General features: G+C 72.2%; 21 protein-coding genes. 9 read left to right on the forward strand and 12 right to left on the reverse strand.

Going from position 1 to position 24,426, the window contains the following annotated elements; translation table 11 throughout:
• Nucleotides 1-36 precede the first annotated feature (36 nt).
• Entirely contained in the window at nucleotides 37-1,542 is a 1,506-nt protein-coding gene (locus tag ACZ6RC_RS27595) for a peptide MFS transporter (RefSeq protein ID WP_469588027.1), read from the reverse strand.
• 427 nt (nucleotides 1,543-1,969) lie between these two features.
• Here ACZ6RC_RS27595 and ACZ6RC_RS27600 point away from each other — a divergent pair, with 427 nt between their 5' ends.
• Complete coding sequence (locus ACZ6RC_RS27600; RefSeq protein ID WP_391145472.1) at nucleotides 1,970-2,647, forward strand: response regulator transcription factor; 678 nt, start codon at nucleotides 1,970-1,972, stop codon at nucleotides 2,645-2,647.
• 221 nt (nucleotides 2,648-2,868) lie between these two features.
• Complete coding sequence (locus tag ACZ6RC_RS27605; RefSeq protein ID WP_469588029.1) at nucleotides 2,869-4,134, forward strand: ATP-binding protein; 1,266 nt, start codon at nucleotides 2,869-2,871, stop codon at nucleotides 4,132-4,134.
• Between the two features lie 28 nt (nucleotides 4,135-4,162).
• Here the strand turns inward: ACZ6RC_RS27605 and ACZ6RC_RS27610 are convergent, their stop codons facing one another.
• Complete coding sequence (locus ACZ6RC_RS27610; protein ID WP_453617304.1) at nucleotides 4,163-4,678, reverse strand: GtrA family protein; 516 nt, start codon at nucleotides 4,676-4,678, stop codon at nucleotides 4,163-4,165.
• A gap of 162 nt (nucleotides 4,679-4,840) precedes the next feature.
• On the opposite strand from ACZ6RC_RS27610, the gene ACZ6RC_RS27615 reads away from it, so the two are divergent.
• From ACZ6RC_RS27615 to ACZ6RC_RS27625, 3 genes are all read left to right on the forward strand, one after another.
• The gene (locus ACZ6RC_RS27615; RefSeq protein ID WP_391145465.1) at nucleotides 4,841-5,980 is read left to right on the forward strand and encodes a 5-(carboxyamino)imidazole ribonucleotide synthase; all 1,140 of its coding nucleotides are present in this window, start codon (nucleotides 4,841-4,843) and stop codon (nucleotides 5,978-5,980) included.
• A complete protein-coding gene (gene purE / locus ACZ6RC_RS27620; protein ID WP_391145463.1) occupies nucleotides 5,977-6,516 on the forward strand; it encodes a 5-(carboxyamino)imidazole ribonucleotide mutase in 540 nt (179 codons plus the stop codon). Before ACZ6RC_RS27615 ends, purE begins: the two co-directional genes overlap by 4 nt.
• Before the next feature lie 137 nt (nucleotides 6,517-6,653).
• Nucleotides 6,654-7,820, forward strand: coding sequence for a dipeptidase (locus tag ACZ6RC_RS27625; protein WP_469588140.1), 1,167 nt, complete (start codon nucleotides 6,654-6,656; stop codon nucleotides 7,818-7,820).
• 7 nt (nucleotides 7,821-7,827) lie between these two features.
• Here the strand turns inward: ACZ6RC_RS27625 and ACZ6RC_RS27630 are convergent, their stop codons facing one another.
• The 5 genes from ACZ6RC_RS27630 to ACZ6RC_RS27650 are packed head-to-tail and all read right to left on the reverse strand — an operon-like array spanning nucleotide 7,828 to nucleotide 12,294.
• On the reverse strand, nucleotides 7,828-8,781 hold the full coding sequence (locus ACZ6RC_RS27630) for a hypothetical protein (RefSeq protein WP_391145461.1): 954 nt from the start codon (nucleotides 8,779-8,781) through the stop codon (nucleotides 7,828-7,830).
• Entirely contained in the window at nucleotides 8,778-9,743 is a 966-nt protein-coding gene (locus tag ACZ6RC_RS27635; RefSeq protein ID WP_469588036.1) for a protein phosphatase 2C domain-containing protein, read from the reverse strand. Before ACZ6RC_RS27635 ends, ACZ6RC_RS27630 begins: the two co-directional genes overlap by 4 nt.
• A 12-nt stretch (nucleotides 9,744-9,755) precedes the next feature.
• Complete coding sequence (locus ACZ6RC_RS27640; protein WP_391145454.1) at nucleotides 9,756-10,421, reverse strand: vWA domain-containing protein; 666 nt, start codon at nucleotides 10,419-10,421, stop codon at nucleotides 9,756-9,758.
• A gap of 35 nt (nucleotides 10,422-10,456) precedes the next feature.
• On the reverse strand, nucleotides 10,457-10,939 hold the full coding sequence (locus tag ACZ6RC_RS27645; RefSeq protein ID WP_453617296.1) for a hypothetical protein: 483 nt from the start codon (nucleotides 10,937-10,939) through the stop codon (nucleotides 10,457-10,459).
• Nucleotides 10,936-12,294 carry a methyl-accepting chemotaxis protein gene (locus ACZ6RC_RS27650; RefSeq protein WP_469588039.1) on the reverse strand — a complete coding sequence of 453 codons (1,359 nt, stop codon included), beginning with the start codon at nucleotides 12,292-12,294 and terminating at the stop codon, nucleotides 10,936-10,938. The genes ACZ6RC_RS27645 and ACZ6RC_RS27650 overlap by 4 nt, the downstream gene beginning before the upstream one ends.
• A gap of 155 nt (nucleotides 12,295-12,449) precedes the next feature.
• Here ACZ6RC_RS27650 and ACZ6RC_RS27655 point away from each other — a divergent pair, with 155 nt between their 5' ends.
• Both ACZ6RC_RS27655 and ACZ6RC_RS27660 read left to right on the forward strand, forming a co-directional pair.
• On the forward strand, nucleotides 12,450-13,061 hold the full coding sequence (locus tag ACZ6RC_RS27655; protein WP_469588042.1) for a tellurium resistance protein: 612 nt from the start codon (nucleotides 12,450-12,452) through the stop codon (nucleotides 13,059-13,061).
• Between the two features lie 136 nt (nucleotides 13,062-13,197).
• Nucleotides 13,198-14,121, forward strand: a complete 924-nt coding sequence (locus ACZ6RC_RS27660; RefSeq protein ID WP_469588044.1) for a membrane dipeptidase — start codon at nucleotides 13,198-13,200, stop codon at nucleotides 14,119-14,121.
• 247 nt (nucleotides 14,122-14,368) lie between these two features.
• Here ACZ6RC_RS27660 and ACZ6RC_RS27665 read toward each other — a convergent pair whose 3' ends face one another.
• Together ACZ6RC_RS27665 and ACZ6RC_RS27670 are read right to left on the reverse strand one after the other, a co-directional pair.
• On the reverse strand, nucleotides 14,369-15,697 hold the full coding sequence (locus ACZ6RC_RS27665) for a UDP-glucose dehydrogenase family protein (RefSeq protein ID WP_453617293.1): 1,329 nt from the start codon (nucleotides 15,695-15,697) through the stop codon (nucleotides 14,369-14,371).
• A 227-nt stretch (nucleotides 15,698-15,924) separates the two neighbouring features.
• Nucleotides 15,925-17,199, reverse strand: coding sequence for an LCP family protein (locus tag ACZ6RC_RS27670; RefSeq protein WP_469588047.1), 1,275 nt, complete (start codon nucleotides 17,197-17,199; stop codon nucleotides 15,925-15,927).
• A gap of 129 nt (nucleotides 17,200-17,328) precedes the next feature.
• On the opposite strand from ACZ6RC_RS27670, the gene ACZ6RC_RS27675 reads away from it, so the two are divergent.
• Nucleotides 17,329-17,862 carry an acyl-CoA thioesterase gene (locus ACZ6RC_RS27675; RefSeq protein ID WP_469588050.1) on the forward strand — a complete coding sequence of 178 codons (534 nt, stop codon included), beginning with the start codon at nucleotides 17,329-17,331 and terminating at the stop codon, nucleotides 17,860-17,862.
• A gap of 80 nt (nucleotides 17,863-17,942) precedes the next feature.
• Here the strand turns inward: ACZ6RC_RS27675 and ACZ6RC_RS27680 are convergent, their stop codons facing one another.
• Nucleotides 17,943-19,460 (reverse strand): LCP family protein, encoded by a 1,518-nt coding sequence (locus tag ACZ6RC_RS27680; RefSeq protein ID WP_469588052.1) that lies wholly within the window; start codon nucleotides 19,458-19,460, stop codon nucleotides 17,943-17,945.
• A gap of 103 nt (nucleotides 19,461-19,563) precedes the next feature.
• Here ACZ6RC_RS27680 and ACZ6RC_RS27685 point away from each other — a divergent pair, with 103 nt between their 5' ends.
• Nucleotides 19,564-20,583 carry a glycosyltransferase family 2 protein gene (locus ACZ6RC_RS27685; RefSeq protein ID WP_453617183.1) on the forward strand — a complete coding sequence of 340 codons (1,020 nt, stop codon included), beginning with the start codon at nucleotides 19,564-19,566 and terminating at the stop codon, nucleotides 20,581-20,583.
• Between the two features lie 67 nt (nucleotides 20,584-20,650).
• On the opposite strand, the gene ACZ6RC_RS27690 is transcribed toward ACZ6RC_RS27685, so the two are convergent.
• Entirely contained in the window at nucleotides 20,651-22,423 is a 1,773-nt protein-coding gene (locus tag ACZ6RC_RS27690; protein WP_469588055.1) for an LCP family protein, read from the reverse strand.
• 51 nt (nucleotides 22,424-22,474) lie between these two features.
• Complete coding sequence (locus ACZ6RC_RS27695; RefSeq protein ID WP_469588058.1) at nucleotides 22,475-24,277, reverse strand: LCP family protein; 1,803 nt, start codon at nucleotides 24,275-24,277, stop codon at nucleotides 22,475-22,477.
• Nucleotides 24,278-24,426: the final 149 nt, after the last annotated feature.

Raw genomic sequence — 24,426 nt, forward strand, 5'->3', positions numbered from 1 at the left:
ATGCGTGCCGGGACGGACCCGTAAGGCGCGGGTGCGTCAGCGCACGTCGCCCATGAGCGCGCGGATCTTCTTGCCCGCTGTCATGAACGCGAGGCCCGCGGCGACCGCCACGACCGCCCAGAGGGTGTAGTACATGGCGTCGCCCAACGGCTTGTTGAGCTTGGTGGTCCAGCCGTTCAGGGCGTTGCCCGTCGCCGTGGCCAGGAACCACAGGCCCATGATCTGGCCGACGAACTGCTTGGGAGCCAGCTTCGTGGACAGGGAGAGGCCGACCGGCGAGAGGCACATCTCGCCGATGGTCTGGACGAGGTAGACGCTCAGCAGCCAGAAGACGGTGACCTTGCCGGTGTCGCTGTTCGCCGCGGCGGCACCCGCGAGACCCATGATGGCGAACGATCCGCCGATGAGGAGCATCGCGAGGGCGAACTTCATCGGGGCGCTGGGCTCGCGGTTGCGCTTGGCGAGCTTGACCCACAGCGCGGCGAAGACCGGCGCCAGGACGATGACCATCGCGGGGTTCACCGACTGGTACCAGGAAGCCGGGAACTCCCAGCCGCCGATCATGCGGTCGGTCTTGCCGTCGGCGAAGAGGGTGAGCAGCGAGCCCGACTGGTCGTAGATCATCCAGAACAGGACGGCGGTGGCGAAGAACCACGCGAACGCCTTGATCTTCGGCTTGTCCTCGGCGGCCAGGGCGGGGTTGCGGTACATCGTGACGAAGTAGACGACCGGCACGACGATGCCGAGCACCGCGAGGACGTTCACGATGTGCTCTATGTCGTACGTACCGAGCGCGATGTCGGCCAGCAGCGCGGCGACGGCCAGGCCGCCCCACAGCAGGACCTTGCGCAGCGCGCTGCGCTTCTCCTCGGGCGTAGCCGGGGTGCCCGGCTCCTTGCCGACGTCACCGAGGTGACGGGAGCCGAGGATGTACTGGATGACGGCGAGGGTCATGCCGATGCCGGCGACCGCGAAGCCGAGGTGCCAGTTGACGTTCTCGCCGAGGTAGCCGACGACCAGCGGAGCGGCCATGCCACCGATGTTGATCGACATGTAGAACAGCGTGAAGGCGGCGTCGCGGCGGGCGCTCGGCTGGCCTTCGTAGAGGCCGCCGACCATGGCCGAGATGTTCGGCTTCAGCAGGCCCGTGCCGGCCGCGATGAGCGCCAGGCCGGCGAAGAAGGCCGTGTCGGACGGGATCGCCAGCGTGAAATGGCCCAGAGCGATGACGATTCCACCGACGAGCACGGCCTTGCGGGCGCCCCAGAGACGGTCGGCGACCCAGCCGCCGGGCATCGCGGCCATGTAGACGACCGCGTTGTAGACGCCGTAGATGGAGGCGGCCAGCGCCTCACGCCCCTCGAGAGGGCCGTCGAGCACACCCGCGACCAGGTAGAGGACGAGGATGCCGCGCATCCCGTACCAGGAAAAGCGCTCCCACATCTCGGTCATGAAGAGAGTGGCCAGGCCGCGGGGGTGGCCGAAGAACGTCTTCTCGGAACCAGGGGTTCCGGACGAAGTCGTCGTCAGGCTGGACGCCATGTCGATCCTTGCTCTGTCGGGACGCGCGCCTTGTGAGCGTGGTGCGCCCGGTGGGGGAGGCCGGCACCGGCGAGGGGCGGTCGCACCGCGCCGGGATCCACGCCCCGGGGCGCGGCAACGCGCTCCGGGACCCGGCCCACAGGTCGTTCGCTGTCCTGGAGGTCGGCACGGCCCACCTCGCGCAGAAAAGAGACCCTTGGTGTGCGAAGCAGCCAAAGGTCCCCGTTTACCGCAACAGACGCCTCGCCACCATACGGCACGACAGGGGCGGATATGGAAGGACTTGAGAGATGGATCACAGGTCCATCGGGAACCGTATGACCATGATCGAAGGTCATCAGCAGGTTAACCGCTCTGAAGCCCAGGGCGGCCCGTCACCCTGTGGATCATGCCCCTGGCCAGGGGCCGTGCGGACTACCATCACCCCATGACCCGTGTACTGCTCGCCGAGGACGACGCATCCATCTCGGAACCGCTGGCCCGCGCCCTGCGGCGGGAGGGGTACGAGGTCGAGGTGCGGGAGGACGGGCCCACCGCCCTCGACGCCGGACTCCAGGGCGGCGTCGACCTCGTGGTGCTGGATCTCGGGCTGCCCGGCATGGACGGCCTGGAGGTCGCCCGGAGGCTGCGCGCCGAGGGCCACACGGTCCCGATCCTGGTCCTGACCGCCCGCGCCGACGAGGTCGACACCGTGGTCGGGCTCGACGCGGGCGCCGACGACTACGTCACCAAGCCCTTCCGGCTCGCCGAACTCCTCGCCCGCGTCCGGGCCCTGCTCCGGCGCGGCGCCACCGAGCCGGTCGTCGCCCCGTCCACCCACGGCGTGCGCATCGACGTCGAGTCGCACCGCGCCTGGATGGGCGACGAGGAGCTCCAGCTCACGGCCAAGGAGTTCGACCTGCTCCGGGTCCTGGTCCGGGACGCGGGCCGGGTCGTGACCCGCGATCAGCTGATGCGGGAGGTCTGGGACACCACCTGGTGGTCCTCGACGAAGACCCTCGACATGCACATCTCCTGGCTGCGCAAGAAGCTGGGCGACGACGCGGCCAACCCCCGCTACATCGCCACCGTCCGGGGCGTCGGCTTCCGCTTCGAGAAGAGCTAGGCCGCAGCTGGCGACGGGGTTCGCCGCGACCGAGCCCCCCGGGCCTCACCGGCCCCACCGGCCGTGCCTCAGTCGCCCGCCCCAGTCGCCCGCCCAGCCCGGGCCCCGATCCGGGCATGCCCGCCCCCGCCCCACCGGCCCGACCCGTCGCGCCGTGTCCGCCCGCCCCCGCGCCGTAGGCTCGGGGCGGCAGGACCCCGTACCCCCGCCCGGAGGGCCCCGTGCGCCGCAGGCTCATCAGTTCCACGCTCGCCGTGGTGCTCGTCGTCATCGCCGTCTTCGGGGTGTCCCTCGTCATCGTCGAGACCCGCACCATCTCCAGCAGCGCCCAGGAGAGCGTGGACTCCGAGGCCCTGCGCCTGGTCGCGATCGTCGACAGCCGCCTCATCGGCGGGGAACCCGTCAACCCCGACATCCTCGCCGAGCAGAGCGGCGCCAAGCGGTACGCCCTCATCGAGATCCCCGGCCGCGACGCCATCGAGATCGGCGCCCGCCCCCAGGGCAGCGTCATCCGGGCCACCGCGGAAGGCGAGCGCGGCGAGACCGTCACCGTCGAGGAGTCCCGCTCCACCGTCACCGCCGAGGTCGGCCGCACCCTCCTGATCATCGGTGCCGTGGCCCTGCTCGCCGTCGTGGCCGCCGTACTCCTCGCCGTACGGCAGGCCAACAGGCTGGCGTCCCCACTCACCGACCTCGCCGAGACCGCCGAGCGCCTCGGCTCGGGCGACCCCCGACCGCGCCACCGGCGGTACGGAGTGCCCGAGCTGGACCGGGTCGCCGACGTCCTGGACGCCTCCGCCGAGCGGATCGCCCGGATGCTCACCGCCGAGCGCCGGCTCGCCGCCGACGCCTCCCACCAGCTCCGGACGCCCCTCACCGCCCTGTCCATGCGCCTGGAGGAGGTCGCGGTCGCCGACGACCTCGACACCGTCAAGGAGGAGGCGACGATCGCCCTCGCCCAGGTCGAGCGGCTCACCGACGTCGTCCAGCGGCTCCTCACCAACTCGCGCGACCCCCGGACCGGCTCCGCGATCGCCTTCGACCTCGACGAGGTCGTCAAGCAGCAGATCGAGGAGTGGCGTACCGCCTACCGGGGCGCCGGACGGGCCATCGTCCACTCCGGCAAGCAGGGCATGCGGGCGGTCGGCACACCCGGCGCGGTGGCCCAGGTCCTCGCCGCGCTGATCGAGAACTCGCTCATGCACGGCGGCGGCACCGTCGCCCTGCGCACCCGCGTCATCGGCAACCAGGCCGTGATCGAGGTCACCGACGAGGGGCCGGGCGTCCCCGCCGACCTCGGCGCGCGGATCTTCGAGCGGACCATCAGCGGCCGCAACTCCACCGGCATCGGCCTCGCCGTCGCCCGCGACCTCGCGGAGGCGGACGGCGGGCGGCTCGAACTGCTCCAGCAGCAGCCGCCGGTCTTCGCGCTCTTCCTGAGCCGCGAGGTCAAGAGCCACACGGACCAGGAACGCCCGGTCCGCTAGAGCCCCGGCCGCGCCGCACCGGCCCCGGTCAGACCCGGTCGGGCTGCTTGCGGACCGCCTGCCGCGGGGCCTGCTCGAGGAACGATTCGGCGGTCTGTACGGCCTCCCGCGCCGGCAGCGTACGGAACACCCACGTCCGGTACGACCAGAAGCGGAACAGCGTCGCGACACCGATCCCGAGGAACTTGAAGACGTTGCTCTGCAGCGGGGTGTCCCAGCCGAAGCCGTACGTCGCCGCGTACAGCACGCCGTTCTGGATCACCAGACCGATGACGCTGAAGAGGAAGAAGAGCGACAGCTCCTTCGTCCGGCTGCTCTTGTCGCGGTCACGGTAGGTGAAGTAGCGGAACCCGACGTAGTTGAAGGCGATGGCGACGACGGTGGCGATGATGCTGGCCCGCACGACCGGCAGGTCGGTGAGGTGGCGTACGAGGTTGAACACCCCGAGGTCCACCAGGAGCCCGACAGCACCGACCGCGCCGAACTTCGCGAACTCACGGGTGAGCTGATCAAGCCGCACGCGCAGTGCGCTTCGTTCACTCATGGTGATGCTCAGCCCCGTCCGTCGGATGATGTCAACCCAGCCATGCTAACCAGCCCGTCCGCGGCACGCCCGTGGACATCGCAAAGCACGCGAAAAGCGGGCGGCCCTGTGCCAAAGCACAGGGGGAGGAGGCTTCGCCGATCGTGCGGATACCCTAAGAGGGTGACGTTCCCGGTAGTCGGCATGGTCGGTGGCGGTCAGCTCGCCCGTATGACCCACGAGGCGGGCATCCCCCTCGGCATCAGGTTCAAGCTCCTCAGTGACACCCCGCAGGACTCGGCGGCCCAGGTGGTGAGCGAGGTCGTCATCGGCGACTATCGCGACCTGGCTACGCTGCGTGACTTCGCGCGTGGCTGTGACGTGATCACCTTCGATCACGAACACGTCCCGACCGAACACCTGCGGGCCCTGGAGGCGGACGGCATCCCCGTCCGCCCGGGGCCCGACGCGTTGGTGCACGCCCAGGACAAGGGGGTGATGCGCGCCCGGCTCGACGAGATCGGGGCGCCGAGCCCACGCCACCGGATCGTCGCCGATCCGGCGGACGCGGCGGCCTTCGCCGCCGAGGTGGGCGGCTTCCCGATCATCCTCAAGACCGTGCGCGGCGGCTACGACGGCAAGGGCGTCTGGTTCGTCCGTACGGAGGCCGACGCCCACGACCCGTTCCGCGCCGGCGTCGCGGTCCTCGCCGAGGAGAAGGTCGACTTCGCGCGCGAGCTGGCCGCGAACATCGTCCGGTCCCCGCACGGCCAGGCCGTCGCCTACCCCGTCGTCGAGTCCCGCCAGGTCGACGGCGTCTGCGACACGGTGATCGCCCCCGCCCCCGACCTCTCGGACGAGCTGGCCGGGCAGGCGCAGGAGCTGGCGCTGCGGATCGCGAAGGAGCTGGGGGTCGTCGGCCATCTGGCCGTCGAGCTGTTCGAGACCACCGACGGCCGGATCCTCGTGAACGAGCTGGCCATGCGCCCCCACAACTCCGGCCACTGGACCCAGGACGGCGCGATCACCTCGCAGTTCGCCAACCACGTCCGGGCCGTCCTCGACCTCCCGCTGGGCGATCCGCGCCCGCGCGCCCCCTGGACGGTCATGTGCAATGTGCTGGGCGGGGACTACCCCGACATGTACTACGCCTATCTGCACTGCATGGCCCGCGACCCTCAGCTGAAGATCCATATGTACGGCAAGGACGTGAAGCCCGGCCGCAAGGTGGGGCACGTCAACACCTACGGCGACGACCTGGACGACGTGCTGGAGCGCGCGCGTCACGCCGCCGGCTATCTGCGAGGAACGATCACCGAATGAGCCCCGAGCGTCCCCAGAGCCCCGTCGTCGGCATCGTCATGGGGTCCGACTCCGACTGGCCCGTCATGGAGGCCGCGGCGCAGGCCCTGGACGAGTTCGAGATCGCGTACGAGGTCGACGTCGTCTCCGCGCACCGCATGCCGCGCGAGATGATCGCGTACGGCGAGCAGGCCGCCGGCCGCGGCCTGAAGGCGGTCATCGCGGGCGCGGGCGGCGCCGCCCACCTGCCGGGCATGCTCGCCTCCGTCACCCCGCTGCCCGTCATCGGCGTGCCGGTCCCGCTGAAGTACCTCGACGGCATGGACTCCCTGCTCTCGATCGTGCAGATGCCGGCCGGGGTGCCGGTGGCCACGGTCTCGGTGGGCGGCGCGCGCAACGCCGGTCTGCTGGCGGTCCGGATGCTCGCCGCGCACGACCCCGAGCTGTTCGCCCGGATGCGGGACTTCCAGCAGGAGCTGAACGACCAGGCGACGGAGAAGGGCAAGCGGCTGCGGGCCAAGGTCGAGGGCTCGGAGTCCTTCGGATTCGCCAAGTGAGCACGCCCGGCACCCCCACGCCCGGCGCCCCCGCGCCCGGCACCCCCGCGTCCGGGACCCCCACGCCCGGCGCCCCCACGCCCGGGACCCCCACGCCCGGCGCCCGTGCCGCCGACCGGCTCGCCGAGGCGCGGGAGCTGCTCGCCTCCGCGCCCGTCGTCGACGGGCACAACGACCTGCCCTGGGCGCTGCGCGAGCACGTCCGCTACGACCTGGACCGCATGGACATCGCGGCCGACCAGTCCGGAGCGCTCCACACCGACCTGGCCCGGCTGCGGGCCGGCGGCGTCGGCGCCCAGTTCTGGTCGGTCTACGTCCCCTGCCGCCTCACAGGCGACGACGCGGTCAGCGCCACCCTGGAGCAGATCGACATCGTCGACCAGCTCCTCACCCGGTACGCCGCCGACCTCGCCCCCGCCCTCACCGCGGCCGACATGGAGTCGGCCCGCCGGGAGGGACGCATCGCCTCCCTGAAGGGCGCGGAGGGCGGCCACTCCATCAACGGCTCCCTCGCCACCCTGCGCGCGCTGCACACCCTGGGCGTGCGCTACATGACGCTCACGCACAACGACAACACCCCGTGGGCGGACTCGGCGACCGACGAGCCGGGCGTCGGCGGGCTCTCGGCCTTCGGGCACGAGGTCGTCCGCGAGATGAACCGCGTCGGCATGCTCGTCGACCTCTCGCACGTCGCCGCGACGACGATGCGGGACGCCCTCGACACCTCCGTCGCGCCGGTGATCTTCTCGCACTCCTCGTCCCGGGCCGTCTGCGACCACCCGCGGAACATCCCCGACGACGTGCTGGAACGGCTGCCGGCCAACGGGGGCGTGGCGATGGCGACGTTCGTCCCGAAGTTCATCCTGCCCGCCGCCGTGGAGTGGACGGACCGGGCCGACGCGAACATGCGGGCCCACGGCCTGCACCACCTGGACACCACCCCGAGGGCGATGGCGGTCCACCGCGCCTTCGAGGCGGAGAACCCGCGCCCGGTCGCCACGGCGGCCACGGTCGCCGACCACCTCGACCACATGCGCGAGGCCGCCGGCATCGACCACATCGGCATCGGCGGCGACTACGACGGCACGGCGTTCACCCCGTCCGGCCTCGACGACGTCGCCGGCTATCCGAACCTGATCGCGGAGCTGCTGGCCCGCGGCTGGTCGCCCGCAGACCTCGCCAAGCTGACGTGGTCCAACGCGGTCCGCGCGCTGCGCGACGCCGAGGCGGTCTCCCGCGACCTGCGGGCGACCCGGGGCCCGTCGATCGCGACCCTCGACGCGCTGGACCGCCCGGCCCGCTGACGGGCTCTCAGTCCCGCAGCGGAATGGTGCCCCGCTCCCGGTTCCCGCCCCCGTCGAACCTGGAGCGGTCCACCACCGGCCGGGCGGCCGGCTGGGCCGCGATCAGCCGGATCGTGTCCCGCCCGGCCAGGGCCGTGCGCCACTGCCCGAGGTCGGGCCGGGTGCCGTACGCCCCGCCCGCCAGCCCCCACAGCCGTCGCACCGCCGCCGTCCGGCGCTCGTCGAGCACCCCGGCGACCGGGTCGAGGGGCTTGCCGGGGGAGGCGTAGGCGTCCTGGGCGAGGATCCGGCCGATCATGAGCGCGGCTTTGTAGCGGTCGCTGTCGACGGTGACCGAGCCGGGCGGGGCGAGCGGGTCGAGCCAGTCCGGGGTGTCCGCCTGGTCGAGGACCGGCGAGCGGCCGGTGATCCGGACGCCGTCGCAGTCGAGCAGGTGGACGGAGGGCCCGGGGTCCAGGGACCACAGCACGTTCGCCTGCGAGAGGTCGCCGACGACCAGCCCCATCGTGTGGAGCCACTGGAACAGCTCCACAATCGCCACGGTCAGGGCGTGCCGCTCGGCGGGGGACGGCTGCCTGACCCCCTGCCAGGCCGCCTTCGGCGCGCGCAGCAGGTACGACAGCTCGATGAGCTTGCTGTCTCCCTTGCCGGTACGCCAGCTCATGGTGGCGGGCGCCCGGCGCATCAGGAAGCCGGTGACCCGGCCGCCGTCCACCACCCGGCACAGCGGCCAGGCCGCCTCCCGGTCGAGCCGGTCCCGCTCGGCCGGGGCGAGGCCCTGCCGCAGCGACACCAGCGAGGCGAGGGCGTCCCCGTCGACCTTGTGCGGTTCCAGGTACTTCTTGAAGAGCAGGCCGCCCGGCCCGCCCACCTCGTGGACCTCGCCCTGGCCGCCGACCGAGAGCCTCCCCAGCATCTTCAGGGAGGCCTGCGTGACATCGGCACCGTCGTGCGCGCTCACGCCGGGGCCTCCCACAGGACGGCCGCGGTCCGGTCGTCGTCGTACGACTTCACCCGGTACTGCACCTGCCAGAGGAAGTCCGCCGGATCGGGCACGGTCCCGCCGCCCCAGGCCGTGCGGAGGAAGTCCCGCATCTCCTGCTCGCCGGCCAGCGGCGTGGACAGCCCGTCGGTGCCGAGCACCAGGACGTCCCCCGGCCGGGTGCCGATGAGCCGGGTGACGGCCGTCCCGGTCAGCGGCAGGGCCGCCGTACGGGTGTCGATGACGGCCGCTTCGGCGGCTTCGCCGTCCTCGGCGCCCGCGCCGGGGACCGGCTCGGGGTCGGTGACGGTCAGGTCCCAGCGGCCGTCGGAGAGCAGCGCGGTGCCGCCGTCGCCGACGGCCAGGAAGCCGCGGGTGCGGACGGCCGGGTCGAGCGGGACGAGGAGGACGCGCAGGGTGGTGGCGTAGCTCGCGGGCTCGTGCGCGGCGCGCTCGGCGGTCCGGGTCAGGCGGGCCGCGATCCACTCGGCCGCCGTGTCCGCGAGCGCGGCGAACCGCTCCGCGTCCTCGGTCACCAGGGCCTCGTGCAGCTCCTCGGCGTAGCGGGCGAGGATCCACGCGGCCCAGCGGCAGGCGTGGTTGGACCCGACGTGCGAGAGGCGCGCCGAACCGACCCCGTCGGCCACGGCGAGCATCAGCAGCTCCGCCGCGCCGGGCTCGCCGAGCAGGCTCACGCCGAGCGCGTCCTGCCGGGGCTCGCCGAGATAGCGGTGAGAGTCGCCGCGTACGGAAGCCGCCCGTACCGTCAGCGGGCCGTGGGCGGCGCCGTCCAGGACGATGTCCGGCAGCACGGCGGCGGTGGGGTCGTCCGACACCCGGGGCAGCGCCTGGGGCACCGGCGGATAGCTCGGGGGCTTGCGGCCGCTGTGCGCGGGCGCTCCGAGGGCCGGGGGCGGGGCCGGCGGGTTCTCCTGTTCCATCGTCGTCCCGCCTCAGAGCTTGTCGAGCGACACGGTCGCGAAGCCGGGCACGGTCTCGTCGACGGTGAGCGTGAAGTCGGAGTCGCCGTTGGCGGCGATGCTGCTCGCCGACCGCACGATCGACCGGGTCAGGCTGGAGGCGAACTCGCGCAGCGCCTGCGCCGCCGACACCTGGCTGTTCTGCTGCATGAAGGCGCGGAAGTTGGCCACGTGGGCGATGGTGGCCTCCTCCGCGTCGCCGATGCCGAAGGCGATGATCTTCGGGCAGTAGCGGGACTCGGCCAGCTCCTTGTAGGCCTGGTGCCAGTCGTCGTCGGTCGGGATGCCGTCGGACATGAAGAACGCGACGGGGCGGTAGACCTCGTGCCCCTCGGCCTTGAGCGCGGCCACGTCCGCCTCGATGCAGCGCAGCAGCGTGCGGAAGGCGTTGCCGTACGAGGTGAGGCCGCCGGCGGCGAGCGCGGGCACCTCCTCGATGTCGCTGAGGTCGACGAGCGGCTGGAGCACGTTCGCCTCGGTGGAGAAGCCGATGAGGCAGAACCGGGTCTTGTCGGCCACGGTCGGGTTGGTGCTGATCTCGTGGTGCAGTTCGGGCAGGGTCGAGTTGAGCGTGTCGAGGTTGTCCCCCGCCATCGACCCCGACTCGTCGCACAAGAGGTAGAACGGGAGAATCTGCACGGCTTGCTTCCCTCCGGATGGGGCGTCGCTGGACGTCAGTAGGTGTAGAAGTAGATCTCGAGGTCGGCGTGGCCGCCCGAGGACCCGCCCTTCCAGAAGTCGCGGGTGGTGGCGCCCTTGAACATCTGCGGACGGGCCTTCTCCAGCAGGGAGTTGACCTCGTGGGCGTAGTCGCCGCCGGCGCCCGGGTCGGAGTGCCGCCCGAAGGTCAGGACGAAGGCCGCCTGCCGCCCTTCGTACCGCGCGGTCACGGCGCGCAGCCGCGCCTGGATCCGCGCGCGGTCGCCGGGCGCGGCGTCGATGGACACCTTCACGGGCGTACGGGTCACGGCGCGCGGCCCCTTGGGGCGGGCGCTCTTCGTGGGTCCGGGCTTCGCGCTCCCGGACGCCTTCGGCGGGGCGGACTCGGCGGCGAGCGGGTCGCCCTGGTCGCCCATGGCGACGAGGGCGAGCACCAGCAGCATGTCGGCGAAGAGCCAGCCGGCCAGGTGCAGCGGGTTGAACCGCGGTGCTCTCACCGGGCGTCCGCCCGGGGCGGCACGGCGTCGCGGGGGGCGGGGGGCAGGGCCGGACGGCGCGGGGAGTCCTGCGGGCCGTCGTCCGTCCCCGCCGGGCCGTGGCCGCCCGCCCGGCCCGCGTACGACTCCCGCTCCGGACCGTACTCGTACCCCGTGCCCGGTGCCGCGGGGGCCGCCGGCATGGTCCGGAGCGCCTCGACGGCGTCCCCGAACCGCTCGGCCACCCGCCCCAGGGCCTCGGTCTGCGCGGCGAGCCGGCCCAGCAGCTCCCGGGCCTCGGCGCTGCCGCGGGCGGTGGCGTCCACGACCTCCGTCAGCCGGCCGAGGATCTGCGCGGACACGTCGCCGGTGACCTCGATCCCGGTCGTGAAGGAGCGCTGCGAGGCGGCGAGCACGATCACGGAGTCCTCCACCCGCTCCCCGGCCCGGTCCAGGACGTCCCGGACCTCGCCGCTCATCTCCCGTACGTCCTCCAGCGCCTGGCGGACCGTGGCCCCGCTGCCGCTCACCGCGGCCTCGATCTCCTTGGTGTTGCCGCGCACCGCCTCCTCGATCCGGTTCGCGGCGGACTCCAGGGGGCGTACGGAGGTGTCGATGCCGGCCAGCCGGCGCTCGGCCTTGTCCACGGAGTCGCCGACGAGCGTGGCGGCGTGGGTCAGCTCCTGCTGGGTGGTGGCCGCCTTGTCGCCGAGCCGGGTCAGCGTCGCCGCGGACTTGGTGAGTTCGGCGGCGAACCGCTGCGGCGAGGCCATGCGGTGGTCGTTCAGATGGAGCTGGGCCTGGGTCAGGACGGGGACGAGCCGGCGGAGCAGGGCGTCGGCGCGGCGCCGCCCCTCCTCGGCGCGGCGGCCGACGGTGGCCTTGCGCCAGCCGTGCAGCAGGACCAGGGCGAGCAGCACCAGGATCGCGATCGTGGCGAAGAGGGCGACGTGGCCGAAGGTGAAGAAGCCGGTCAGGCGGCCTTCGAAGCCGGACTGCCAGAGCTGGAGGAAGGGCCGCCCGGCGGCTCTCGGGTCCGCTCCGGTGAGGGCTTCGTAGGCGCTGGTCGCGCGGGTCAGGCCGAGCCAGGTCAGTGCGAGCGGGACGAAGACCAGGCCGCCGAGGAGCGTTTCGAGCCAGCCCCAGGCCGCGTGCTCCTGCTCCGGGGCGCCCTGGTCCACGCTCTCCGGACGGGCGTAGGCGTGCAGCAGATCGAGATCCGCCCACGGGTCGAGCAGACCGGAGTCGTCGTCCGCCCGTAACGCGCGGGAAAGGGCCTTGAGTTCGCCCGCCCGGGCGGAGAGCTCCGCCTCCGCGGCCAGTTCTTCGATCTGCCGGGCGACCGTGGAACGGTCCGCCGGAGCCCGCACGGGCATGCCCACCCCCACAAGAGACAGCAGGGGGCCGATGGCCCGCGCCGCACGCTCCCCAGCGCGAGCAGAGCACCGTTCAATCCCCCGATGGGAACCGATCGTAGCCCAACCGCCGTTACTCTGCGTCCCACTGAACTCGTCTTCCCGGGGGGCTTGTTGTGCGTGCCGACCGTCCGCGCGGAGTGATCCGTCTCAAGCAGCCCGCCGCGCCGCTCCTGACCCGGGCGGCGCCCCTCGCACAGGTGTCCGGACGTGGGGTGCTCCAGGCGAACCTGAACTGGTCCGCCGCGACCGGCGCCGATCTCGACCTGGGCTGCATGGTCGCGCTCGCCGACGGCACCGCGCACGTGGTGCAACCCCTCGGCCGTCTCTTCGGCTCGCTCACCGAACCCCCGTACGCACGGCTCGACGGGGACGACCGGACCGGTGCCACGTCCGACGGCGAGACCCTCCAGGTGAGCCTGGAGCACCGCGCCCGCTTCCGCCGGCTGCTGGTCTTCACCTACGTCTACGAGGGCGCGGTGGACTTCCGCAGCCTGGGCGCGGCGGTGACCGTCACGGCCCCGTCGGGCGGCTTCCGGATCCTGCTGGACGACGCCCCGGCCGGGGCGCTGGGCTGCGCGATCGCCCTGATCGAGCCGGCCTCCGGCGGGCTGAGCGTGCGCCGCGAGGTCCGCTGGTTCATGGGCACCGACACGCACGGGCCGCAGCCGCAGATGGACCGGGCGTACGGCTTCGGCATGGAGTGGATCATCGGGACCAAGGACTGAGGCTCCGAGAGCCGGCCGCCCGTCCCTCGAACGCGCCGTCCACCGCGACCCGGGCGGGGGGCGGTGGCACGGTGGACGGTACTGCCCCGCCGCGTCCGGTGGGGTGGTACTGCCGCACCCGAGTTCGGAGTCCCCCATGGCAGACCTGCTGGACGACGCCCCTGCCCTCTCGGCCGCTTCCGCCGCCGTCGGCGAGCTCGACGACGCCGGGCCACCGTCGGCCCCGGACGAGGAGCGCGCCCGCGTGCTGCTGGCCGCCCACCCGGTCATCGAGGGGCACGCGCACCTCACCGAGGTCCCCGACCCCGAGGACCTGCCGCTGCCGCGGGCGCCGGAGGTGGCGGCGCAGTTCTGGTCGCTGCATCCGGAGCCCGGCGAGGACCCCGTCGTCGACACCCTGCGCCGGATCGACACCGTACGGGCCCTGGTCGCCGCCTGCCCGGAGGACCTGCGCCTGGCGCGGACGACGACGGAGATGGACGACGCCCGCAACTGCGGCCGGGTCGCGGCCGTGCTGGGCCCGGCGAGCGCCGCCGCCCTCGGCGGCTCGCTCGCCACGCTCCGGGCGTACCAGCAGCTCGGCGTCCGGGCCGTCACGCTGACCGGTTTCGACCGTTTCACCCATCAGGTGGTACGGGAGATGAACCGGCTGGGCGTCCTCGTGGAGCTCTCGGGCGCCGCCCCGGACACGCTGCGCAGCGCCCTGGAGACCACCAAGGCCCCGGTCCTGTTCACCCGGGCGGAGCCGGAGGCCATCCCGGACGACGTGCTGGGCCTGCTGGGCCGGAACGGCGGCGTGTGCATGGTCCCGTCGGCGGACGGCGTCTCCGTCGCGGCCGACGCGCTGGACCGGTTGCGCGCCCTGGCCGGAGCCCGGTCGGTCGGCCTCTCCCACGGCCCCGCGTCGCACACCGGCTATCCGGGCCTCGTCGCGGAGCTGCTGCGGCGGGGCTGGCCGGAGGAGGACATCCAGGGGCTCACCGGCGGCAACGTGGCCCGCGTCCTGCGCGAGACCGAGTTCCACTCCCGCGCCACGCGCCTGCGCCGCCCCGCCCCCTGACGGCCCCCGGGCGCCTCTGGATCTATCCGCGGGAGGCGCCCTAGGGGGGTGTCTTGCCGATCAGGCCGGATCGACAGGCATTCCCCTAGGGCCTTTCGTTTGGATCATGCCGGGCTCGCGGGCCCTGGCACCGCACCTCGCCGCGTTGTCGTCAGTCGCCAACGCTCCGCGTTGACTCCCTCCTCCGCCTTGCGATGCACGGCACCAGACCCCGCTCCCTGATCCGGCCTGATCCAAACGAAAGGCCCTACGCCCGCGGCCGGCCCATCGCCCGGTAGACCCAGCCGGCCTCGCGCCAGCGGTTCGCGTCGAGCGCGTTGCGGCCGTCGAGGATCACCCGCGAGGCGACGACCTCGCCGAGCTCCGCCGGGTCGAGGGCGTCGCGGAACTCGCGCCACTCGGTGAGGTGCAGCACCACGTCCGCGCCCTGCACCGCCTCCAGCGCCGAGTCCGCGTATCCGAGCGTCGGGAAGAGCCGGCGGGCGTTGTCCATGCCCTTCGGGTCGTAGACCGTCACCTGTCCGCCCTGGAGGTGGATCTGGCCGGCCACGTTCAGCGCGGGCGAGTCGCGTACGTCGTCCGAGTCCGGCTTGAACGTCGCGCCGAGCACGGCCACCCGCTTGCCGAGGAACGAGCCGTCGCCCAGGGCGTCCCGGGTCATCTCGACCATCTGGCCGCGCCGCCGCATGTTGATGGAGTCGATCTCCCGCAGGAAGGTGAGCGCCTGGTCGGCGCCCAGTTCGCCCGCCCGGGCCATGAACGCCCGGATGTCCTTCGGCAGGCAGCCGCCGCCGAAGCCGATCCCGGCCCGCAGGAACTTGGCCCCGATCCGGTCGTCGTAGCCGATCGCCTCGGCCAGCTTGGCGACGTCGCCGCCGGCGGCCTCGCAGACCTCCGCCATCGCGTTGATGAAGGAGATCTTGGTGGCCAGGAAGGAGTTCGCCGCGGTCTTCACCAGCTCGGCCGTGGGGAAGTCCGTCACCACGAACGGCGTGCCCTCGCCCATCGGCCCGGCGTACACCTCGCGCAGCGTCTTCTCCGCCCGCTCGCTCCGCACGCCGGCCACGATCCGGTCCGGGTGCAGGGTGTCCTGGACGGCGAAGCCCTCGCGCAGGAACTCCGGGTTCCAGGCCAGGTCGACGCCCTCCGGCAGCAGCCCGGCGAGCCGCTCGGCCGAGCCGACCGGCACGGTCGACTTGCCGACGACCAGCGCGCCCGGGCGGACCACCCCGGCGAGCGAGGTGAAGGCCGCGTCGACGTACGACATGTCGCAGGCGTACTCGCCGTGCTTCTGCGGGGTGTTCACGCAGACGAAGTGGACGTCGCCGAAGGCGCCGACCTCCTCCCAGGAGGTGGTGAAGCGCAGCCGCCCGGTCGAGCCCTCGATCCCGTGCGCGTGCCGCGCGAGGAGATCCTCGAGCCCGGGCTCGTACATCGGCACCCGGCCCGACGCCAGCAGCTCGATCTTCTCGGGTACGACGTCAAGCCCGAGGACCTCGAAGCCCAGCTCCGCCATGGCCGCCGCGTGTGTCGCGCCGAGGTAGCCGGTGCCGATCACGGTGATCTTGAGGGCCATGCGGGACTCCATGTGCGTACAGGCGGAAAATGCCTGCCCGAGCATAGTCGGGGCCGGTGCGGACGCGGTGCGGCCGGGCAGGGGCTGTCGGAAAGCTCACCCGGTCCCGGAGCGCCGGCCCGCCCCGTCCCCCCGGGTTACTCGACGGTAGTCAGGGGTGGTCGGGTAAGAACGGGAGAGGCCCCCACCGCGCGGTGGGGGCCTCTCGTGCGTCCGGGGCCGGCGCCTCAGCGGTTCGAGGTCACCGTCACCGGCTCGTCGTTCTGGATCTGCCCGACCAGCTGCTTCACCTTCGGCATGTCCCACTTCAGGGAGCCCTGCGGCGCGCTGCCCGAGATCGGGATGTTCATCGACTTCCCGTCGCCCCCGCTGATCCCCTTCATCGCGAAGAACATCTTGCCGAGGTCGTACAGCGACATGTCCTTGTCCACGATCAGCGTGTCCAGACCGGCGCCCAGGGTCGGGTAGAGCGCGAACGGGTTGAGGATCGTGCCCGGCGTCGCCGCCTGGTTGGCCAGGGCCGACAGGAACTTCTGCTGGTTCTTCGTCCGGGCCAGGTCCGACTCGGCGAAGGCGTAGCGGGTGCGGACGAAGGCCAGGGCCTGCTCGCCGTTGAGGGTCTGCTGACCGGCCTGGAAGTCGGCGCCGGACTTCTTGTCCTTGAAGCCCTTCTCGATGTTCATCTCGACACCGCCGAGCGCGTCCACGATGTTCGCGAAGCCGGCGAAGCCGATCTCGGCGTAGTGGTCGATCCGCAGCCCGGTGTTGTACTCGACCGTCCGGACCAGCAGCTCCGGCCCGTCCATCGCGTACGCGGCGTTCAGCTTGGAGCCGCCGCGGGCGGCGAACTTCTTGCCGGACTCGGAGCCGACGAAGGAGGGGATGGTGACCCAGGAGTCACGGGGCAGCGAGATCATCGTGTTCCCGCTGCCGCAGGCGGCGAGGATCATCATCGAGTCGGTCCGCTTGCCCTCGGCGGAGCCGGTGTGCAGCTTCTTCTTCTCCTCGGCCGACATGCCCTCACGGCTGTCGGAGCCGACGATCAGATAGGTCGTGCAGTCGCCCTCGGCCGGCCGCTCGATGACCTTGGTGAGGTCGACCTCGTTGCGCATCTGGGAGCTGGCCCAGGCGTACGTCCCGATGCCCCAGGCCAGTACCGCCACCAGCAGCACGACGGAGCCGACCTTGATCCGGCGCCGCCAGTCGGGCGCGGGGCGGGCCGGCTGCGGCGGGGGCGCGTACCGGGGGTCGTGTTGCGGCGGCACGGTGCCCCGACCGCCGCCGCCCTGGCCGTAGACCTGGCCGGTGTTGTAGCCGCTGTCGTAGCCGGTGGCCTGGTGCTGCGTGAAGTTCGGGTTGTACCCCTGGCCCTGCCCCTGGCCGTGCTGCGGCTGCTGCTGGGGGACCTGCGGGCGCTGCACATGGCGCATGCGGCGAGCACCCTCGGGCTGCGAGTTCGCTCCGCCGCGGCCGTATCCGCCGTCTTCGGGCCAGTCATTCATGCGGATAGTGTGCAGGCCGCCCGCCTCGGCCCGACAGGGTGGGGGGAGTATCGGGTCGGCGCTGTTGCCAAGCTGATGCAAAGCGGACGGAGCGGAGACGCCGACGGGACCCGGCATAAGGTGGAGGGCATGACAGATCAGGGCGATATCCCGGGCAAGCCCACCTCCGCTTCACGCACCACGCTCAGCCACATCATGACGAGCCACGACACCAACCTCCTCGGTACGGTGCACGGCGGAGTGATCATGAAGCTCGTGGACGACGCGGCCGGCGCCGTCGCCGGACGCCACTCGGGCGGCCCGGCCGTCACCGCCTCCATGGACGAGATGGCCTTCCTCGAACCGGTCCGGGTCGGGGACTTGCTCCATGTGAAGGCGCAGGTCAACTGGACGGGCCGGTCCTCCATGGAGGTCGGCGTCCGGGTCATGGCCGAACGCTGGAACGAGTCCACCCCCGCCCAGCAGGTCGGCTCGGCCTATCTGGTCTTCGCGGCGGTCGACGCCGACGGCAAGCCGCGCGTGGTCCCGCCCGTCCTCCCCGAGACGGAGCAGGACAAGCGCCGCTACCAGGAGGCGCAGATCCGCCGCACCCACCGGCTGGCCCGCCGCCGCGCGATCAAGGACCTGCGGGAGCGCCGCGCGGCGGAGGGCTACGAGGACTGACGGCCGCGGGCACGACGCCGGCGAGGGCCGTGCGGCCGCCCGGCCGCGCCCCTCGGGGAGCCGCCCGCCCCGGACACGACCTAAGGGCAGACCACCTGGTCGCCGGTGACCGGCTCGAACGCCGCCGTGTGCGACTCCACGCGGACCGCCGTGACCCCCCGGTAGTCCGCGCCCACCGTCACCTTCATCGTCCCGCCCTGCCCCTTCACCGCCCGCAGCTCCGCCCCCGGCAGCGCCGCCGCCAGCGCCTTCGCCGAGCGGTCCCAGCCGGGGTCGTACTCCACCAGCGTGCGCCGGCGCTCCGGGCCCTGGCCGGTGCGCGGGACGCCGGTGGTGTGGAAGCCGGTGCCGCGCAGCGCCGCGTCGGCCTTCCGGCCGAGACCGCCCGTGCGCGTCCCGTTGTAGACCTGCACCCGGACCGTCCTCGGCGCCACGTCCACCACCACCGCCTGCGGGCCGGTGGCCACCGTGCGCAGCGGCGCCAGCGGCCGGTCCTCGCGCAGGGACTGGAAGATCTTCTGCGCCTTGGCCGCGTCCCACTTCACCGTCGAGCCGATCCCCTTCACCGGGAAGCTCATGTCCCCGATCGGCACGGACACGAACTCCGACGACGCCGGCGAGAACGTCCGCATCGCCTTGGCGAGCCCCAGCATCTGGTGCGTACCGAAGTCACGGTCGGCCCGCACCGACGTCATCATGGTCCTGGCGACCGTCCGGAACCGCACCGGATTGAGCAGCACCCCGCTACTGGTCACCTGGTGGATCAGCGCGGCGACGAACCGCTGCTGGCGCTGCATCCGCCCGATGTCCGCGGCCCCGTCGACATGGCGCGAGCGGACGTACTGCAACGCCTGACCACCGGACAGCTCGTGGGTCCCGGCCGGCAGGTCGAGCCCGGTGTACGCGTCCTTCATCGGCCGGGTCGTACAGATCCGCACCCCGCCGACCGCGTCGACGGTGCGCATGAAGCTGGTGAAGTCGACCTCCAGATAGTGGTCGATCTTCACGCCCGTCATGCTCTCCACGGTCCGCACGGTCAGCCCGGGGCCGCCCTCGGCGTAGGCGGCGTTCAGCTTCACCGGATGGGCCTGGTGCCGCTTTCCGGTGGTCGTGTCGACGTGCTCCGGCATCTCCGCGTAGGAGTCGCGCGGCAGGCTCACCACGCTCGCCCGCTCCCGGTCCTCGGAGATGTGCACGATCATCACGGTGTCGGTGCACCGGCAGGGCGCGCCGCCGAGCCGGTACGCCTGCCGCTCCTCCTCGCTGATCCTCTCCCGCCCGTCCGTCCCCACGACCAGCACGTTCATCCCGTGCCCGGCCTGGGGCCGGTTCTTCATGTCCTTGAACGCGTCGACCCGGTCGATGCCGGTGTCCAGGCCGGTGACCACCGCGTGACCGATCCCACCCGCGCCCAGGACCAGCACCGAGAGCGTCGTCGCCATCCGCATGCCCCACCGAGGCCGCGCCGCCCGTCTGACGCGCCGGGCCTGCCCCGGACGGGCGGTGGCCGGGCGGGGACGGGGCGTGCGGGACGGTGTGGGCACCGGGGGACACCTCCGCGGGTGTGACAAGGGGAACCGTGAGCACCGTAGGCCCATACGATCACCGCCAGCGCACACCGGCCCCCGCGGCGCGCGTCCGTGTCCCCCGTTCGCGGTAACGTGACAGGGCCTACGCCTCCCCCGTGACCCCGAGGAAGAGATGCCCTCCGCGCTGCCGCCCGTCTCCGTGATCATGCCGGTCCTCAACGAGGAGCGGCACCTGCGCAACTCGGTCCGTCACATCCTGGAGCAGGAGTACGACGGCGAGATGGAGGTGGTCATCGCGCTCGGGCCGTCCACGGACCGCACCGACGAGATCGCCGCCGAACTCGTACGGGAGGACCCCCGGGTCCACACCGTCCCCAACCCCACCGGCCGTACGCCCGCCGCGCTCAACGCGGCGATCAAGGCGTCGAGTCACCCGATCGTGGTGCGGGTCGACGGCCACGGCATGCTCTCGGCCGACTACATCGCCACCGCCGTCCGCCTCCTGGAGGAGACCGGCGCGCAGAACGTCGGCGGGATCATGCACGCCGAGGGCGAGAACGCCTGGGAGGAGGCGGTCGCCGCGGCGATGACCTCCAAGATCGGTGTGGGCAACGCCGCCTTCCACACCGGCGGTCAGGCGGGCCCCGCCGAGACGGTGTACCTCGGCGTCTTCCGCCGGGAGGCCCTGGAGCAGCAGGGCGGTTACAACGTGGAGTTCATCCGCGCCCAGGACTGGGAGCTGAACTTCCGCATCCGCGAGGCGGGCGGTCTGATCTGGTTCTCGCCCGAGCTGCGCGTCCAGTACCGGCCGCGGCCGAGCGTGCGCGCCCTGGCCAAGCAGTACAAGGACTACGGCCGTTGGCGCCATGTGGTGGCCCGCTACCACCAGGGTTCCATCAACCTCCGCTATCTCGCGCCGCCCACGGCTGTCTGCGCCATCGCGGCCGGTCTGGTGGTGGGCGCCACGCTCACCCCGCTCGGCTTCGTCGTGCCGGCCGGCTACCTCGCGGCGATCACCGCGGGCTCGGTCCCGGCCGGCAAGGGCCTGCCGCTGAAGGCCCGGCTGCAGATCCCGGTGGCGCTCGCCACGATGCACATGTCCTGGGGGTACGGCTTCCTGACCAGCCCGCGCGCCCTCGCGCGGAAGGTCATCGCGAGCCGCCGCCCGGCGGTCACCGCCGAGAAGGTCTGAGCGCTCGCGCCGAGGGCCGGGATCCCGTCGGGGTCCCGGCCCTCGCCGTCGTACGAGCCCGCCCGGATCAGCTCTTGCCGTCCCAGCGGTACACGCTGTAGACGTCCATGCAGTCCGTCTTGTCGGCGGCGCCCTCCGGAAGGTCGCCCGCCTCCGCCTTGGGCTTCTTGTAGGTCGTGCCCTCGCGCCAGTCCGCGCCGATCACCAGGGTGATGCCCTCCGCCTTGGCGTCGGCCCGCACCGCCGAGTCGGGCAGACCCAGCGCCTTGGCCACGGACACCGCGTCGGCCTTGCCCTGATCGCCGTCCGCCTTCGCGTACGTGACCACGGTGTCCTTGCGCGGCTCGGCGCTCCGCGCCGCCACGGCCCCCGTGAAGCCCTTCTCCTTCAGCGCCTCGGCCATCGCGCCGGCGCGGCCGTCCACGGACGCCTCGCCGTTGCCGCCCGTGCCGTTGACCACGGTGAGGGAGAGGGTGCCGGGCGCTCCCGCGGCCGGGCCCTTCGGCTTGGCGGGCCCGGAGGCGGTCGGCTTGGCGCCCGCCGGTTCGCCGTTCTTGTCGAAGGCGACGTCGTCGCGGAGCATCGACCAGATCTTGTCGGCCGCCTTCTCGACCATGACGAGCTTGTTCCGGTCCTGCGCCCACTCGGCCGTCGGGACGGTCGCCATCGTCAGACGGTCCAGCTTCACGTTCTGCAACTGCATCGACAGCTCGAAGAGCTTCGCCACCGAGCTGATCTCGTCCGACACCTGGAGCGCCTTGGTGGCGGTCTCGGCGAGACCCATCAGCCGGCCGGTGTCGGTCCAGGCGTTCTGGTTCTGGAGCTTCTCGACCATGCCGTTCATGTACATGTGCTGGGCCTTGGCGCGGTTCTGGTCGCTGCCGAAGGCGTGCCGGGTGCGCAGCCACTGGAGCGCCTGCTCGCCCTTGACCTCGGTGGTGCCCTGCGGCAGCTTCAGCCCGGAGCCGCCCTTGACCTGCCGGGTCGACCGGTCGTGGACACCGGTCTTCACACAGACGGGGACACCGCCCACCTCGTCGGCCATCGCGACCACGCCCGCGAAGTCGACCATCATCCAGTGGTCGATGTAGACGCCGGTGAGGCTCTCCCAGGTGGTCAGGGTGCAACCGGGACCGCCGCGCTGGAGCGTCTCGTTGATGGGCCTGTTGGTGGTGGCGGCGTAGGACGTGCCGCCCCCGTCCTTGCACTCGGGGATCGGCACGATCGTGTCGCGCGGTATGGAGACGACGGAGGCGTTCTTGCGGTCGGCGGAGATGTGCAACAGCATCTGCACGTCGGCGAGCGGCTTGCGGTCCCGCTCGTTCTTGCCGCCGCCGAGCGCCACGTTCTTGGCGTCGGCGCGACTGTCGGAGCCGATGAGGAGGAGGTTGAGCGGCGTGTCGCCGAGCGCGTTCGGCGCGGTCTTCTTCACGCCGCTGTCGCCACCCGCGCGGCCGCCGCTGCGGATGTTGCCGTTGAGGTGCTGGTAGTAGAGGTATCCGGCGCCCGCCGTGCCGAGTATCAGCAGTGAGAGCGTCGCGGCGACCCAGCGGAATATCCGGCGTCTGCCGGACTTCTTGGCGCGCCGGCGCGGCCCCTTGCGCCGGTGCCCCGTGCGGCCGTCGCCGCCGCTGCCGTCGGATCCGCGGCCCCGGCGGCCACCGCCGCCGGGAACGCCCGCGTCCTCGTCCTCGGCACCGCCGCCGGCCCCCCGGCCGGGCGTGCGGGTGCCGACACCGGCGCCCTCGCCGTCGTCGTAGAGACTGTCGTCCCAGCCCGAATCGCGGGCGTGCGGAACGCGTTTACGCGTCCCCTCCCTGCGCACGCTGCTCTGTCCCACCCCAGGGTCCCCTCGTTGCTCAGGCGCGGCCCGTAACCCGGTGTTTCCGGGTCACTTGGCGCACACCTGTTTGTCGGCTTCTACCTTCTGCACACCGGCCGGCGCCTTTGCCGGACCAGTGATGGGCACCCCCGCGCCCTTGAAGTCGGCGCCGAGGACGAGCGTCATGGGCTCACGCTCCCCGGCGTTCTGCGTGCCCGGCTTGAGCGCCGTGGCGGGCAGGCCCATCATGTCCGCGAGCTTGCGGGCCTGATCGGCCTGGTTCGGTGCGTAGGTCAGCGTGGTCTTCGCCGCCTTCTCGGGGGCGTTGCTCTTGTTGCTGGACCGGAGCACGCCCTGTTCGTTCTGCAGCCAGTCGATCGTCTTCTGCGCCGCGCCCGTGATACCGCTGCCGTTGTAGACGTCGACGCGGACCTGGGACGCGGTGGCCCGTGCGCCCTTGAGCAGCGCCGCCTGGGCGTTCTTGGCGTCCTGCTGCTTCTTCTTCACCTCGGTGAGCGAGGTGTCGGACTGCATCATGGCGAAGAGCTGCGGCGCCTGCGTCGGGTGCGGGACGACCGTGACCGGTGTGGGCTCGTCCGGGTTGTCGATCACCGGGAGCGTCGCGAAGGTGATGTTCTTCGTGTCGATCTTGGCGAGTTCCTCGGCGAGCGACTTGAGCTTCTTGATACTTCCTATGCCCGTGTCGACGGTCAGCGCGTTGGTCGCCGCCTCCGCGAGCCCGTACAGCTTGGTCGGACTGGTGAGCGTGTCGTCCGACTTCATCTGCCGGATCATGGAGCTGAGGAACTGCTGCTGGATCTGGATCCGGTCGAGGTCGCTCTTGTTGCCGAAGCTGGAGCGGGTCCGGACGAAGGCCAGGGCCTGCTCGCCCTCGATGGTCGACTCGCCGGCCGGCAGCTTCAGATGGGACTTCGGGTCGTCGACCGGCTTGGCCAGGCACACCTTCACGCCGCCGACGGCGGTCGTCATCTCCTTGACGGCGTTGAAGTCGGCCATCATGAAGTGGTCCACGGTCAGCCCGGTGAGCTTCTTGACCGTACGCATGGTGCAGCCCGGGTCGCGGCCGTCCTGGCCGAGGCTGTTGTTGAACCGGTCCGCCGACTTGCCGGGGATGGTGGCGGTCGTGCCGTCCGTCTGCTTCGTCTCGCAGTCGGGGATCTCGGTGATCAGGTCACGCGGGATGGACATCGCGGTGGCGTTCGTCCGGTCCTTCGAGACGTGGAAGAGGATCGTGGTGTCGGCGTGGCCGGGGCTGCTCTTGTCGCCGTAGCCCTCGTTGCCGTCACCGGTCCGCTTGTCCGTGCCGATCAGCAGGATGTTGACGGCCTGGTCCTTCTTGAAGCCACCGCTGCCCGCCCCGGCCACGTCGACCGTGTCGATGTTCCCGTCGAAGTGGGAGTAGAGGGCGTACGCGCTCGCCGCACCGGCCACGAGGACGACCGCCATCGTGCCGCCGGTCCACAGCAGCACCTTCTTCTTGCGGGACTTCTGCGGCTTGCGCTTGCGCCGGCTCGACGGCGGCTGCCCGCCCGCGGTGCCCTCGGTGACACGACGGCGGCGCTGCCCGGGCACGGGTGCCTCGGTCGCGGTCCGGGAACCCTCGGCCGCACGGCCGGGCTCGGCGCCGTGACCGTGGTCGCCGGGGCGGCCGGCGCCGCGGCCGGGCCCGGCCTGGCGGGAACGCCCGCCGGTTCTCTGGCCGGGGGTGGTGGCACCGCGGGGAGGGGACGGAACCGACGACTGCTCACCGGAGTGGTTCAGTCGCAGTTCGTAGTTGCCGGTCTGCGGGTTGAGCACCCACTGGTCGGCGGGGTCGATCTCATCCGCCCGTCCACGGCTGTGCGCGTCCACGGTTACTTGAATCCTCCGTCGGTGCCACGCGAGGCGCCTCCCCCGTCTGGCGCTCGGTCGTTCGATCCGTCTGAGTGCGCGACCACGCGGTCGGGAGCACCGGATCGCGTCACACTATCCGCCCAGTTCAGCGTGGGGCGACGTCCGTG

The sequence above is a fragment of the Streptomyces sp. NPDC048353 genome (assembly GCF_055587165.1).

Coding starts and splice junctions, on each gene's coding strand:
- ACZ6RC_RS27595 (WP_469588027.1), bottom strand. CDS start 1,542: ATGGCGTCCAGCCTGACGACGACTTCGTCCGGAACCCCTGGTTCCGAG.
- ACZ6RC_RS27600 (WP_391145472.1), top strand. CDS start 1,970: ATGACCCGTGTACTGCTCGCCGAGGACGACGCATCCATCTCGGAACCG.
- ACZ6RC_RS27610 (WP_453617304.1), bottom strand. CDS start 4,678: ATGAGTGAACGAAGCGCACTGCGCGTGCGGCTTGATCAGCTCACCCGT.
- purE (WP_391145463.1), top strand. CDS start 5,977: ATGAGCCCCGAGCGTCCCCAGAGCCCCGTCGTCGGCATCGTCATGGGG.
- ACZ6RC_RS27635 (WP_469588036.1), bottom strand. CDS start 9,743: ATGGAACAGGAGAACCCGCCGGCCCCGCCCCCGGCCCTCGGAGCGCCC.
- ACZ6RC_RS27650 (WP_469588039.1), bottom strand. CDS start 12,294: ATGCCCGTGCGGGCTCCGGCGGACCGTTCCACGGTCGCCCGGCAGATC.
- ACZ6RC_RS27660 (WP_469588044.1), top strand. CDS start 13,198: ATGGCAGACCTGCTGGACGACGCCCCTGCCCTCTCGGCCGCTTCCGCC.
- ACZ6RC_RS27665 (WP_453617293.1), bottom strand. CDS start 15,697: ATGGCCCTCAAGATCACCGTGATCGGCACCGGCTACCTCGGCGCGACA.
- ACZ6RC_RS27670 (WP_469588047.1), bottom strand. CDS start 17,199: ATGAATGACTGGCCCGAAGACGGCGGATACGGCCGCGGCGGAGCGAAC.
- ACZ6RC_RS27675 (WP_469588050.1), top strand. CDS start 17,329: ATGACAGATCAGGGCGATATCCCGGGCAAGCCCACCTCCGCTTCACGC.
- ACZ6RC_RS27680 (WP_469588052.1), bottom strand. CDS start 19,460: ATGGGCCTACGGTGCTCACGGTTCCCCTTGTCACACCCGCGGAGGTGT.
- ACZ6RC_RS27685 (WP_453617183.1), top strand. CDS start 19,564: ATGCCCTCCGCGCTGCCGCCCGTCTCCGTGATCATGCCGGTCCTCAAC.